The 13504-nt window shown below is 58.9% G+C and carries 9 protein-coding genes; 1 reads left to right on the forward strand and 8 read right to left on the reverse strand.

Features of this window, described 5'->3' with window-relative positions; translation table 11 throughout:
* Window positions 1–71: 71 nt before the first annotated feature.
* Window positions 72–1472 (reverse strand): multiheme c-type cytochrome, encoded by a 1401-nt coding sequence (locus GN111_RS16910; protein WP_155304872.1) that lies wholly within the window; start codon window positions 1470–1472, stop codon window positions 72–74.
* Window positions 1473–1525: 53 nt separating this feature from the next.
* The gene (locus tag GN111_RS16915; protein ID WP_155304873.1) at window positions 1526–2089 is read right to left on the reverse strand and encodes a NapC/NirT family cytochrome c; all 564 of its coding nucleotides are present in this window, start codon (window positions 2087–2089) and stop codon (window positions 1526–1528) included.
* A 491-nt stretch (window positions 2090–2580) separates the two neighbouring features.
* Here GN111_RS16915 and GN111_RS16920 point away from each other — a divergent pair, with 491 nt between their 5' ends.
* Window positions 2581–3093: a hypothetical protein gene (locus tag GN111_RS16920; protein ID WP_155304874.1), complete on the forward strand. Its 513-nt coding sequence runs from the start codon at window positions 2581–2583 to the stop codon at window positions 3091–3093.
* A gap of 114 nt (window positions 3094–3207) precedes the next feature.
* Here GN111_RS16920 and GN111_RS16925 read toward each other — a convergent pair whose 3' ends face one another.
* The 6 genes from GN111_RS16925 to GN111_RS16950 all read right to left on the reverse strand — a co-directional run bounded on the left by GN111_RS16925 (window position 3208) and on the right by GN111_RS16950 (window position 13488).
* The gene (locus tag GN111_RS16925; protein ID WP_155304875.1) at window positions 3208–4212 is read right to left on the reverse strand and encodes a radical SAM protein; all 1005 of its coding nucleotides are present in this window, start codon (window positions 4210–4212) and stop codon (window positions 3208–3210) included.
* Window positions 4212–4778 (reverse strand): cyclic nucleotide-binding domain-containing protein, encoded by a 567-nt coding sequence (locus tag GN111_RS16930; RefSeq protein WP_155304876.1) that lies wholly within the window; start codon window positions 4776–4778, stop codon window positions 4212–4214. Before GN111_RS16930 ends, GN111_RS16925 begins: the two co-directional genes overlap by 1 nt.
* Window positions 4779–4870: 92 nt before the next feature.
* On the reverse strand, window positions 4871–6319 hold the full coding sequence (purF, locus tag GN111_RS16935) for an amidophosphoribosyltransferase (RefSeq protein ID WP_155304877.1): 1449 nt from the start codon (window positions 6317–6319) through the stop codon (window positions 4871–4873).
* Window positions 6320–6370: 51 nt separating this feature from the next.
* Entirely contained in the window at window positions 6371–9637 is a 3267-nt protein-coding gene (gene carB, locus GN111_RS16940; protein ID WP_155304878.1) for a carbamoyl-phosphate synthase large subunit, read from the reverse strand.
* Window positions 9638–9639: 2 nt separating this feature from the next.
* A complete protein-coding gene (carA, locus tag GN111_RS16945) occupies window positions 9640–10776 on the reverse strand; it encodes a glutamine-hydrolyzing carbamoyl-phosphate synthase small subunit (protein ID WP_155304879.1) in 1137 nt (378 codons plus the stop codon).
* A 378-nt stretch (window positions 10777–11154) separates the two neighbouring features.
* Window positions 11155–13488 (reverse strand): FAD-dependent oxidoreductase, encoded by a 2334-nt coding sequence (locus GN111_RS16950; protein ID WP_155304880.1) that lies wholly within the window; start codon window positions 13486–13488, stop codon window positions 11155–11157.
* Window positions 13489–13504: the final 16 nt, after the last annotated feature.

Raw genomic sequence — 13504 nt, forward strand, 5'->3', positions numbered from 1 at the left:
GAGGCCGACAAATTTACTAGCTGAATTTTGCATGAAAATCAAAAATGCTTTTAAAAGTATTATTTATTCATCTATTTATTGCCGAAAATCTTCGGCGGTCGGGTCGTGTCTCCGGTTGCATTGGGATACTTCGGATAGACATAAGCTTTCTTGTCGGTGGCGATCAGATGATCGGCCTCTTCCATGAATTCGTTGAAGCGGGCCTTGCATTCGTAAAATCCGTGCCACCAGGCATAGTCCGGAGCCATCATCATAACACCCATGCGCGCCCGCCGGCCCTCATGGTGCCACAGCTCGTAGAACTGCAGTTCCAGGTGCTCGTCAAAAAATTTGGTATTGTCCAGCAGGTTTTTGCCGTACAGATTGTCCAGCATGGCCTTGGCCGGCTTGAAGTACACTTCGTTATACTCCTCCACGGCCTTGTCAAAACCCTGGTAGAAGTCGTCGATCCATGAGTCGCCGTGACAGGCGCGGCAGACATTTTTCATCTTCTCCCGTTCCACCTGCCAGTCGTTGCCCGCAGGAAAGGGTTTGAAGTCAGCGGGACGCACCGTAAGCGGAGCCTGGGTCTCCCAGGAGATACGCTCGGTGACGTCGTGGGTGCCCATGACCTTGCCGCTGCCGCTCATGTGACACGCGGCGCAGGTGGGTGCCCGGTAGTCGGTTCCCGGCGTCCAGGTGCCGGCCGCAGCCTTGAAATTGAACTCGTCGCCGAAGGCATTGTAGATGGTGCCGTGCTTGGACTCCTCGTAAATCTCGATCTGGGGATGGTCCGGCCCCAGGTGGCACGAATCGCAGGCCTCGGGCCGCCGGGCCTCGGAAACCGCAAAGCGGTGTCGGCTGTGGCAGGAGGTGCACGATCCCTTGCTGCCGTCCATGTTCAGCCGCCCTACGCCCACGTTGGGCCAAGTGGTGGGATCAAGTTTGCCCTTGTCATCGATGGCCAGCACCGTCCCATGGCAGTGGTAGCATCCGGTTTTGCGTTCGTTGTCCGAGTTCATGCCCTTGTTCAGCCAGGGGTCCAGCTTCCACATGATCTCGATGGTGTTGGCATGCTTGCTTTTGCTGTACTGGATTACCTCATCCGGATGGCAGCGGGAGCAGTCCTTGGGTGTCACAACGGTGGCGATGGGCACCTTGTACTTTTGCTCACCATAGGGAAGATCACTGCGGGCATAGTACTTTTCGTGATCTTTGGCGACATCCTGATCCCCCGGCTGGGCCAGGTGGCAGTCCAGGCAGGTAATGTTGGCATTGGCGTGACGACTGTTCGCCCAGTCGCCGAACAGGCCGGGGTTGTTCTGCTTGTGGCACTCGATGCAGGCCATAGCCTCGGGCGGCATGCTGCGCTCAATTCTAAATTCCTTGACCTTGGCATAATTCGGCTGCGCCCAAACGGTCCATTGAATGCCGAACAGCATCAGCACGGCAATCACGGCGCCCAACAGAACAGACAGCTTTCGTTGCCTCATGGTATCTCTCCTTTCGGTAAGAAATCATGCAGATATCTATGCAAAGGGGTTCCTTAAATTTTTCTCAGTCCTTTGGCCCGATACGGCACCTCCCGGTACTGTTTGTACATGACGGTCACCTGATCGTTGTGGACCAGGTCATAGTGGCAATCCACACATTTTTTCTCATAGCCCGGACGAGGGTAAAGAACGGTTTTGTGGGCAAGCATGGCGCCGCGTTTATCGGGCATGGCCAGCAGGTTGCGATGGCATTTCTGGCACTGGGCGTTGTCGAAGGAGGCGTATGCCGCTTCACGATTTTTTTGGCGGTCGTATTCGTCGATGGTGAAGTGCTTGATCACATCTTTGGCGCCGTGTAATGTTTTGGCAAAGAAAAAATCGAAGGTCTTGTGAGGAGCCGGCAGGTGGCAGTCCATGCAGTCGGCCACGAAGCCTTGTGGGTTATTCACATGCGTAGATGATCGCCAGGCCACCACCGCGGGTTTGATTTCATGGCAGGTAGCACAAAAATCCGGGGTCGATGTTCTAACCATGGTGTAATAGGTCATGCTGAACAGCGGAAAGGCGATAATGATGCCGATACCGATAAAGATGGCTGCAATCACGTACCGTTTCATGGTGCCCCCATCAATCAATTTTTGTCGGGTTATCAAGGTCCACGTGGCCAACCTTGGAGAAACGCTTCCAGGCAGGTTTGGACTACATATCGAATAAAATGCCGATAGACGGCCGAGGGCACACTGCCAACGCTTGAGGGGACAGCAATGACACTCAGCCTGATGACGCCTTAGACACGGAAAGTTGATAATGCCACTTGCGCGATCTGGTAATGCCGAGCGGTAGTCCTGGAAAGTTTTTTACTATCGAACAAGAAGATATGGATATAGATTTAATTAACACACAGTCCGAGGCACTTGTCAAATTCATTTTATTTGTAATTTCAATCAAATGCCCAATATTCTGTGCCAGACGTGCGCCAGACGTATGATAGATAATCGCATCAAATTGGAAAAACTCAAGAACGCATCGAAACACATGCCAGGAAATTTTCAGAATGCCATTCTCTCAGGTAGAGATCGCCAAACCATTCATCAGGATCTGAACTCCCATGTTTGACAACGGATCTTTCGTTCCCTCGAGCAACATTGGCCGGTGGCAGGAAGCCAACGCCTGCTTGGCAAAAACTATCGGCAACCACGGGCCGGCCTTAACCCACTGCCGCAGACAGGCCCGGCAAACCCGGCGCCTGCTGGAATCTCTCTTTCCCCTCATGGAAGACTTGTGCCGTCGGACATGCCCTGATTGCACGGACATCTGCTGCCGGCGGGCCTGGGTCTGGGCCGACTTCAGGGATCTTCTCTTTTTCCACCTGGCCGGCATTTCGGTCCCCGAACGGCAGCTTGTGAGTCGGCAGGGCGACCACTGCCGCTATGCCGGCCCCGCCGGCTGCCGGCTGGATCGCCTCCAGCGGCCTTTTGTCTGCACCTGGTACATCTGCCCGGCGCAAACCCGCCTGTTGGACAACCGACCGGGGGAAAAGCGCCACCTGGTGTCCGCGCTGGAGCAAATCAAAACGTTACGGAAACAGATGGAAGAGTCTTTCATTCGGGTGGTGGTCTGAATCTGACGATAGTGTTTAAGATAATGTTTTTGACAAGGCCAGAGGTAGGAAGCTGTATAATCAATACCGCGACGACCGATAACACAGCTCAAAAGCATTATCTTAACACTATCGCTACGGAGAAATCTCTTCCTTGAGCATACAGCAGGCAATCTTATAGGTCAGTTCGCCGCCAAGGGCCGGCGGCAGGTTGCGGGGCTGGATGATGCGGTTCATGACGCATCCTTCGGGAATCGTCAACGGGAACAGATCCGTCTCGTTGATCCTGGGGGCGTCCACCAGACGGTTGTCCCGGATCTCCAGGCCGTGCAGGGGGTAATCTTCGCACAAGGGGCAGCGATAGACCCGGCCGTTGGGAAAGATGAAGTAGTTGTCCGCCACCAGCCCGGCGCATTCGAAGGGCTCACCGGGGTCGAGGAAGACCTTGGGGAAGGTGGCGATCATCCCCCGCCGGGCGCTTTCCTCGGCCACCTTTGGAATCACCTCCAGCCAGGTGTCCCGGTCCACCTGCGCCAGCGTTTCCCGCTGACGGGAGTCTTCGGTCCACTGTCCCCGAACGCCGATCACCTGGATAAAAAAACGGTCGATCCCCAGCGACTCCAGCAAGGGGGGCATGGCGGACAGGTGGTCGATATTGGCCTGGCTGACCGTATAGATCAGGCTGACGGCAAACCCGCGGGCTTTGGCGGCTGCGATGCCTCGTGTGCACGCGTCGAAGCTTCCCGGTCCGCGCAAAGGATCGTTGACCGAGGGGTCGGGGCCATCCAGACTGAAACTGAAAAAATCCACCTCCTGCGGGGTTACCCGATCCAGAATATCGTGGAAAAGATATCCGTTGGTGTCGATGGTCACCGATCCGTAGGCGAGTGAACGGGCGCTTCGAACGGCCCTGGCAAGCTCGGGGTGCATCGTCGGTTCACCGCCCAGAAAGATGACATTGGCCTGCTCGTGCCGTTCGGCAAATAGTGCCAGCCATTTTTCGATGGTGTCGATGTCCAGCGTGCGGCTGCCGTGCTGCTCCGGGTTGATGTAGCAGTGGCGGCAGTGCAGGTTGCAGCGGGTAAGGATATGAAAAAAAACATTGGCCGAACGGCGGCTGAAAGCAACGGTTTTGCGCATCAGACCGGTTTCATCAGTTGATCCAGGTCGATGTCGTCATCCGGTTCCGTATCCGGACTGGGGGTGCCGCCTAAGCGTCGCACTTCTTTTTTGGACCGGATCAACTCTTCGTTGGTCAGGCGCAGGCGGTAGGTGATGTATTCGGCAAAGATGCGGTACAGCAGCAGCAGAAAGTCCAGCCGTTCATCTTTCTGGTCGGAGGTGGAGAGTCGATTGCCGGCCGAAGTGTCCACGGCCAGGCAGATGGTTTTGCCTGCGGCCAGAACGGTTGCGCTGCGGGACTGATCGTCGATGATGCGCATTTCACCGAAAATCTCGCCCTTTTTATTGATGGTTCCGATCTCCTCGCCCTCTTTTGTGACGCGGATTTTTCCGGACAGGAGAAAATAGAGCCAGGGATCCATATCCCCTTCCTGGATAATGATCTCACCATCTTCGTACTGGCGGATTTTGCTGAGGCGCAGCAGCTTTCCCAGATTGCGGGTTTCGAAGTGCCTTAGGGCGGAAATGGACATGAGCCGCTGGATGTTCTCGATGTTTTCCTTCAGGTACTTGGACTCGATCATAACTCCCCCATAGCAATGGTGATTGCCAGATACCACCGATCACAAGTATTTTAGTTTGCCGGACCCGGAAAGGCAAGTCTATTTCGACGAGCCTATTTCAATGATCGGGTCTCCATGCAGTGCTTGGACAGGTTTTCGTCGAACTGGACCGGGTAGCATCCGTCGAAGCAGGCCTTGCAGAAATGGTCGGCGGGGTTGTCGATTCCCGTGGAGGTGAGCAGCCCTTCGAGGCTCAGGTAGCGCAAAGAGTCCAGGCCCAGATGCTTGCCGAGATCGTCCACGTTCATTTTGGCGGCAATCAACTCCCCCTTGGTGGAAAAATCGATGCCGTAATGGCAGGGAAACCGGTGGGCCGGCCCGCTGACCCGCAGATGGACCCGTTTGACCCCCAGCTCCCGCAGGGCCTTGACCCGGGTCTTGGCGGTGGTGCCGCGAATGATGGAATCTTCGATAATGATGATGTCCTTGCCCTTGAGAAGCTCCTTGATGGGGTTGAGTTTAACGCGTACGCCGAAGTCCCGCATGCTCTGGGTGGGCTGAATGAAGGTGCGGCCCACATAGTGGTTGCGGATCATGCCCGTTTCGAAGGGAATGCCCGACGCTTCCGAATAGCCCAGGCCGGCATACACACCCGAGTCGGGAAAAGGCATGACCAGGTCGGCGTCCACCGGCGATTCTTTAGCCAGCTGCCGGCCGTGGGCCTTGCGGGTCAGGTAGACGTTGTGGCCGAAAAAGGTGGAGTCCGGCCGGGCAAAATAGATAAACTCGAAAATGCAGAAGGAGCGCTTCCGGGGCGTATTGGTGTGAATGCTTTTAACGCCGTCCTTGCTGATGATGACAATCTCTCCCGGGTCCAGTTCCCGCACAAACTCGGCCTGCACCAGGTCCAGGGCGCAGGTTTCCGACGCCAGGATGTAGGCGCCGTTGAGCTTGCCCAGGCAAAGAGGGCGGAAGCCGTTGGGGTCTTTGATGCCGATCATTTCCCCGCGGCTGGTCAGCAAGATCATGGAAAAGGCCCCTTTGATGCGGGCCACCGACGCTTTCAGGGATTCCTCGAACCCCAGATGAAGATTGCGGACGAACAGGTGCAGAAACACCTCGCTGTCCATAGTGGTCTGGAAAATCGATCCGGAATCCTCGAGTTCCGCTTTGATGAAGTGGGCATTGACCAGGTTGCCGTTGTGGGCCACGGCATAGGCCCGGTTGCGATGGCGCACCACTAGGGGCTGGGCATTGGCCACCACCGAGCTGCCCGTGGTGGAATAACGTACGTGGCCGACAGCGGCGGAACCGTTCAGGCGATCCAGGATGTCCATATCGAAAACATCCGGCACTAGTCCCATGCCCTTGTACTCGTCCATGAGACCGTCATCGACCACAGCGATGCCGGCACTCTCCTGCCCCCGGTGCTGGAGGGCGTACAGCCCGAAATAGCACATTTTGGCAGCATCCGGATGGCCGGAAGTACCGAACAGGCCGCAGGCCTCACGGGGTTTGTCTTCGTTAAAATCGTTCCGGTCGATGGTCGGCGATGGGTTCATGGTCATTGCTCTTCAAGGCTGGAGGTTGTGGGTCCGATCCGGCGCGGCCCGCTATCCGTGGTAATCCTGAATGGGTTTCACGACAAAGGGTTGTTCCCTCAAAGCAGCCACCGCCCGGCAGACCGCCAGGGCCCCGGCGGTTGTCGTGGCATAGGGAACCTTGAATTTAAGCGCCGCCCGCCGGATAGTATAGCCGTCCCGGCGCGGCGCCTGGCCGGTGCCGGTGTTGACGATCAACTGGATGCGGCCGTTCTTGATGGCGTCGGCTGCATGGGGTCGGCCCTGGGAGACCTTGTTAATCCGCTGGGCCGGTATGCCGTTGGCATCCAGTCGGGACCAGGTGCCGTCGGTAGCCAGAAGCGAGAACCCCATATCGGCGAATTGCCGGGCCACGGGCAGAATGGCGGCTTTGTCCTCATCGCCCACACTGATAAAAACCGCTCCGGAAAGGGGCAGCTTCTGGCCGGCCCCCAGCTGGGCCTTGGCGTAGGCCAGCCCGAAATCGGTGCCGATGCCCATGACCTCGCCGGTGGATTTCATTTCCGGTCCCAGCAGGGTATCCACGTCGGGGAAGCGGTCGAAAGGCAGTACGGCCTCTTTCACCGAAAGATGGGTGGGCACGACTTCGGCAGTAAGTCCCAGCTCGGCCAGGGTTTTGCCCAGCATGATCTTGGTGGCCAGTTTGGCCAGGGGCACGCCGGTGGCCTTGCTCACAAAAGGAATCGTCCGAGATGCCCGGGGGTTGACCTCGATCACGTAAAGCTCGCCGGCCTTGATGGCGTATTGCACGTTCATCAAGCCCACGACGTTCAGTTCAGCCGCCATGGCCTTGGTGGCCGCCTTGATCTGTTCGATCATTTCCTTGTCGATGCTGTAGGGCGGCAGCACGCAAGCCGAGTCCCCGCTGTGAACGCCGGCCGCCTCGATGTGCTCCATGATGCCGCCGATAATCGTGGTCGCACCGTCGCAGATGGCATCCACGTCCACCTCCACGGCGGCTTCCAGGAATTTGTCGATGAGAACCGGATGTCCCGGAGAGGCCAGGATCGCCAGCCGGGTGAAATTTTCCATGTCCCGTGGATCGTAGACGATCTTCATGGCCCGGCCGCCCAGTACGAAAGAGGGGCGTACGATCACCGGATAGCCGATGTCATCGGCGATGGCAAGGGCTTCTTTAATGGAAAGGGCCGTGCCGTTGGCCGGCTGTTTGAGCCCGAGCTTTTTCAGCATGGCCTGGAACAGCTCCCGGTCCTCGGCCCGGTCGATGCTTTCCGGCTGGGTGCCCATAATGGGAACCCCTTCCTGCTGCAGCGGGGTGGAAAGGTTCAGCGGGGTCTGACCGCCGAACTGCACGATGACCCCGTCGGGCTTCTCCTTTTCGACAATGTGCAGCACGTCCTCACGGGTCAACGGCTCGAAGTAGAGTTTGTCCGACGTATCGTAGTCGGTGCTGACCGTCTCGGGGTTGCTGTTGACCATGATGCTCTCCACGCCCTCTTCTCTTAAGGCAAAGGAGGCGTGCACACAGCAGTAGTCGAATTCGATGCCCTGGCCGATGCGGTTGGGGCCGCCGCCTAAAATCATCACCTTCTTGCGGTCCGACACCCGGGCCTCGCACTCGGTTTCGTAAGTGGAGTAGTAGTAGGGCGTGGCAGCCCGGAACTCGGCGGCACAGGTGTCCACCAGTTTGTACACCGGCCGCAGCCCCATGGCCTTGCGCGTCCGCTCCACCGCCTTTTCCGTGCTGCCGGTCAAATGGGCGATCTGGACGTCGGAGAAGCCGAATTCCTTGGCCCGCTTAAAAAGGTCGCCGTCGAGGGCAACGGCGGCAGACTCCGTCCCCCCGTCACACCGCGCGGTGGCTTCCCCTGCCTGCGTCAACTCCAGCTCCAACCGATAAATCTGCTCCAGTTGGAAAAGAAACCAGGGATCGATAGCCGTGATCCTATAAATGTCATCGATGGACATCCCGGCCTGGAAGGCATGGCGCAGGTAGAAGATCCGCTGGGAGTTGGGGATGGCCAGCTTCTGTTCGATCTCTTCCATGGTGGGCGGTGCGCCGTCGGCCTCGAGGCGGTCCTTGCCGTCGGCCCCGAAACCGAAGCGGCCGATCTCCAAAGAGCGCAGGCCTTTCTGGAAGGCTTCTTTGAAAGTGCGGCCGATGGCCATGGTTTCCCCCACCGACTTCATGGAGGTGGTCAACAGGTCCTCGGTTTCGGGAAATTTTTCGAAGGTCCAGCGGGGAATCTTGACCACACAGTAGTCCAGGGTGGGCTCGAAGGAGGCCAGAGTTTCGCCGGTGATGTCGTTGGCGATTTCGTCCAGGGTGTAGCCCACGGCCAGTTTGGCGGCAATCTTGGCAATGGGGAAGCCCGTGGCTTTGGAGGCCAGGGCGCTGCTGCGCGACACCCGGGGGTTCATTTCCACCACGATCATGTCGCCGTTTACCGGATTGATGGCGAACTGCACGTTGGAACCGCCGGTATCCACACCAATTTCGCGCATGATGGCAAGCGATGCGTCGCGCATGACCTGGTATTCTCTGTCCGTGAGGGTCTGGGCCGGGGCCACGGTGATGGAATCGCCGGTGTGCACGCCCATGGGGTCCAGGTTCTCGATGGAACAGATAATGACCACGTTGTCGGCATGGTCGCGCATCACCTCCAGTTCGTACTCTTTCCAGCCCAGGACCGACTCTTCCAGCATCACCTGGCTGGTCAGACTGGCGTCCAGGCCGGCCTTGGCGATATTCTCGAGATCCTCGGGATTGTAGGCTACCCCGCCGCCGGTGCCGCCCAGGGTATAACTGGGGCGAACGATCAGCGGAAAACCGATGGTGTCGGCGATTTCACGGGCCTGTTCCATGGTGGTGGCGATGCCGCTGTTGGGAATGCGCAGGCCGATGCGGTTCATGGCCTCCCGGAAGCGGTCCCTGGACTCGGCTTTTTCGATGGCGTCCAGACAGGCGCCGATCAGTTCCACGCCGAACTGCTCCAACACCCCCATCTTGGCCACTTCCACGGCGGTGTTCAGGCCGGTCTGCCCGCCGAGGGTCGGCAGCAGGGCATCGGGGCGCTCTTTTTCGATGATCTTGGCCACGGCTTCGGGCGTGACCGGCTCGATGTAGGTGCGGTCGGCCGTCTCCGGGTCGGTCATGATGGTGGCCGGATTGGAGTTCACCAGCACCACCTCGTAGCCTTCCTCTTTCAGCGCCTTGCATGCCTGGGTGCCGGAATAGTCGAATTCGCACGCCTGCCCGATAATGATCGGGCCGGCGCCGATGATCAGAATTTTGTGGATGTCCGTGCGTTTGGGCATGGTCAGTTCGTTTTCATCATGGCTCTGAACTGGTCGAACAAATAGGCCGCATCGTGCGGCCCCGGCGACGCCTCCGGATGATACTGGACGGCAAACGCGGGCAGCCGCCGATGCCGGATGCCTTCAACGGTGTTGTCGTTCAGGTTGATGTGGGTCACCTCGACGTCATCGCTGGACAGGCTCTTCATGTCCACCGCAAAACCGTGATTCTGGGAGGTGATTTCCACTTTTCCCGTGGCCAGGTTTTTGACCGGCTGGTTGGCCCCCCGGTGACCGAATTTCAATTTGTAGGTCCGCCCGCCCAGGGCCAGTCCCAGAATCTGGTTGCCCAGACAGATGCCGAAAATGGGCAATCGGCCCAAAAGCTCACGGGTGGTTTCGATCCCGTACGCCACCGGTTCCGGGTCTCCGGGACCGTTTGAAAGGAAAAGGCCGTCCGGTGCCATGGCCATGATCGTACCGGCCTCGGTCGCAGCCGGAACCACCACCACTTCGAAGCCCGCCTTTTCCAGGCAGCGGGCAATGTTGTATTTGAGACCGAAATCGATGGCCACCACCGACGGCCGAGTCTCCCGTTGCCGCCAGATGCCGGCATCCAGGATTTCGCCGGCCGCCAGGAATTCAGGCCGGCCGTCCTGCCACCGGTAGGCGGTTTCCGTGGTCACATCCCTGGCCAGGTCCAGGCCTTCCATGCTGGGAATCGCATTGGCCCGTCTGATTAAGGACTCTGCATCCAGATCCGTAGTGGAGATAATGGCGCGCATGGCCCCGCCGTTGCGGATGTGGCGGGTCAGTGCGCGGGTATCCAGGCCTTCAACGCCCAAGACCCCCTGGCCCTTCAGATAATCGGCCAGCGATTGCGTCGACCGGAAATTGCTGGGAAAGGGCTGATACTCCTTGACCAGAAAAGCGGCCACCTGAATGCGTGCGGACTCCACATCCTCGGGATTAACTCCGTAGTTCCCGACCAGCGGATAGGTCATGGTGACCATCTGGCCGCTGTAGGACGGGTCGGTGAGCACCTCCTGGTAGCCGGTCATGCTGGTATTGAACACCACCTCCCCACTGGCTTCGCCCGGTCCGGTGAAAGACCGGCAGGGGAAGGTGCGTCCGTCTTCAAGTGCTAATAAGGCCTTCATATTTTCTGCTGTGATCTTTTGACGGCGTCTGTCGTAAATGCGGCTTTTTTACGCGCTCACCATATTTTCATGTCGTCAACGTTCTGTGGTCCATTACCACATCTGCCCGGCAAATCAACCATCTAAAAAAAAGCAGGCTCACGCCTGCCTTTATTAACCCGAAAAAGATGAAGCCGCTTGGATGCTGCCGACCGTTGTTTCAGTGGATGGAAACTGTGGACGGCGGCGGTCAATGTCAACACCAACCGGCTCCTTTTCTCTAATTCAGGCTGTTGGGTAAAGGGCAAATCGAAAGCCCTTTTTCCTTCATTCCCGAAAAAGAAGATAACGTTTCTATCGGTTCGCGGATATCGGGTTTTATCGGAAACCGCATACTTGTCAGCCGATGGGCGTGTTCTCCACCAAATCCCAGATGCCGCAGGGACAGGCGCCGGCACAGAAGCCGCAGCCGATGCAGCGCTCCGCATCCACCACGTATTCGAATTCCACACCTTCCCCGGCCTTGCGGCTGATGGCCGCTTGCGGGCAGACAGCCACGCAGATGCCGCAGTCGCGGCAGGTCCCGCAAGAGGAGCACTGTGAACCGCACTGGTCCATGTCCTCGTACTGAACGATCCGCGGGTCCAGGTATTCCAGGGAGACGCGCTCGATGTCGATAACCATCTTGCGGTCGGCCCCGGGCCGTTTACCGGCCAGAATTTCGCTAATGGTTTCCGCCGCCCGCCGGCCGGCGCCGATGGCGTCGGTGAGCAAGCCAGGCCGCACCACATCGCCGATGGCGTAAATCTTGGCATTGGAGGTCTGGTAGTCGTCGTTGACCACCACGTATCCGCGCTCGGTGGCCACGTCCTCAGGCAGAAAATCCAGGTCCGGCGCATCGCCGATGGAGATGATCACCGTATCGGCGGGAATCAGCTCCCCGCTCTCCAGTTCAACCCCTTTTTCGGCGATCCGGCGGGTGAATACCGGCCAGCGGAACACGGCGCCCGCCGCCTCGGCATCCTCACGCTCCTTGCCGAAGCTGGCCGGCTCCTGAACGTCCAGCAGGGTAATCTCTTCGGCGCCTAATCGGGCCGCCTCAGTGGCCACATCGCAGCCCACGTTGCCGGCGCCGATAATCACCACCCGCTTGCCCGGTTTGGCGCCGTCGGTCTTGGCGTCGATGAGAAAATCTGTGGCGGTCACCAGACGTTCATTACCCGGAATGGGCAGAGTTCTCGGCTTCTGCGCTCCGGCGGCCACAACCACGAAATCGTAATCGCCAGCCAGCCGGTCGGTATCTTCACGGGTCAGCTTCTGCTGTAAATGAACATGGGGGATCACTTCGGCGGCCCGCTCCAATTCTTTTTTCACCACATCGGCCGGAATCCGGCTGTTAGGAATCACCGAGGCGATTTTGCCGCCCAGCGTCGTGGCATTGTCGAAGACCACGGCTTCGTGGCCCTTGCGCCGCAGCTGCCAGGCTGTGGAAACACCGGCAGGCCCCCCGCCGATCACGGCGATGCGTTTGCCGGAAAGGGGCGGCAGTTCCGGCAGGCCGGCATTGATGCTGGCCCGACCCAGCTGGGAAACATCCACGGGGGCCATAAAGGCCGACCCTTTGGTGCAGGCCGTCATACAGGGATGGGGGCATAGGTAGCCGCATACCGAAGCCGGAAAAGGGGTAAAGGCCAGAGCCAAGTCCACGGCCTCATCCACCCGTCCCTCGCGCACCAGACGCCAGCGCTCCTGCACCGGGATGCCGGACGGACAGGAGGCTTCGCACGGGGCCTTGAACTTGCGGTTTTCCCAGACGGGCACAAAGCGCCGCAGGTCGCCCTGGGTAATCAGGGGGATGGCGCTGCGATCGATGTCGGTCAGGTCGCCGACGATGCCGCCCTTGCCCAACTGTTTTTCCCATACCAGCGCCCGGAAGTCGGCCATGGATCGGCGGCCCGGACCGGCCTTGTCCTGGGGCGAGCGGGCAACGATGAGTTGCCAGGCTTCACGCACGGTCAGGTCGTCGAACAGCTCCAAACGGTCGATGGCCGTCAGATAGGCTTTCATTCCTTCGGTCAGCCACTGCCAGTCCTCGTCCTCGATGGGCATCATCTTGGCATCGGCGTGGCTGAAGCCCTGATGGGGACCACGAAAGAAAATCCGCCCTCCCACCATTCCCACCGCGGGCCGGTAGCCCAGCACATTGTCCGGATTCTGAGGCGAGTGGCCGCAGACGACGGCAACGCCGCCGGCCATGAATTCGGCGAAATAGTCGCCGGCACTGCCCAGCACCCACAATTCAGGCGGTTCGAAGCGGGGATTGAACTTGGTCATGGTCATGCCGCGGGAACCGATGTTGCCGGCAATGTAGACCTTGCCCTGGGCCATGCCGTTGGACACGCCGTTGGAGGCATGGCCGTGCACCGTGATGACCGCCCCGGCGTTGAGCCAGCCCACATCGTCGGACACAGGGCCCATCACCTCGATAAAGGTGCCCGGGTATCCCAGTGACCCCAACCGCTGGCCGGCGTGGCCTTCCACCGTGATATGGACCGGTTCGCCGTTGGTTTTCCACAAACGCCCGCCAATGCCGTGCTGGCCGAAAGCCTGAACGTTCAGATGACGGTGCCCGGCCTGCACAGCCTGTTGGATCTGTTCTTCAAGAATCCGCGAGGCCAGCCGTTCGCCCTCACGTTTCCCCGTTATGGTAAAAGGTTGTCTCTTTTCCGTCATTCCATCTTCTCCGGCG

It is taken from the genome of Desulfosarcina widdelii, from assembly GCF_009688965.1.
Taxonomy (GTDB): domain Bacteria; phylum Desulfobacterota; class Desulfobacteria; order Desulfobacterales; family Desulfosarcinaceae; genus Desulfosarcina; species Desulfosarcina widdelii.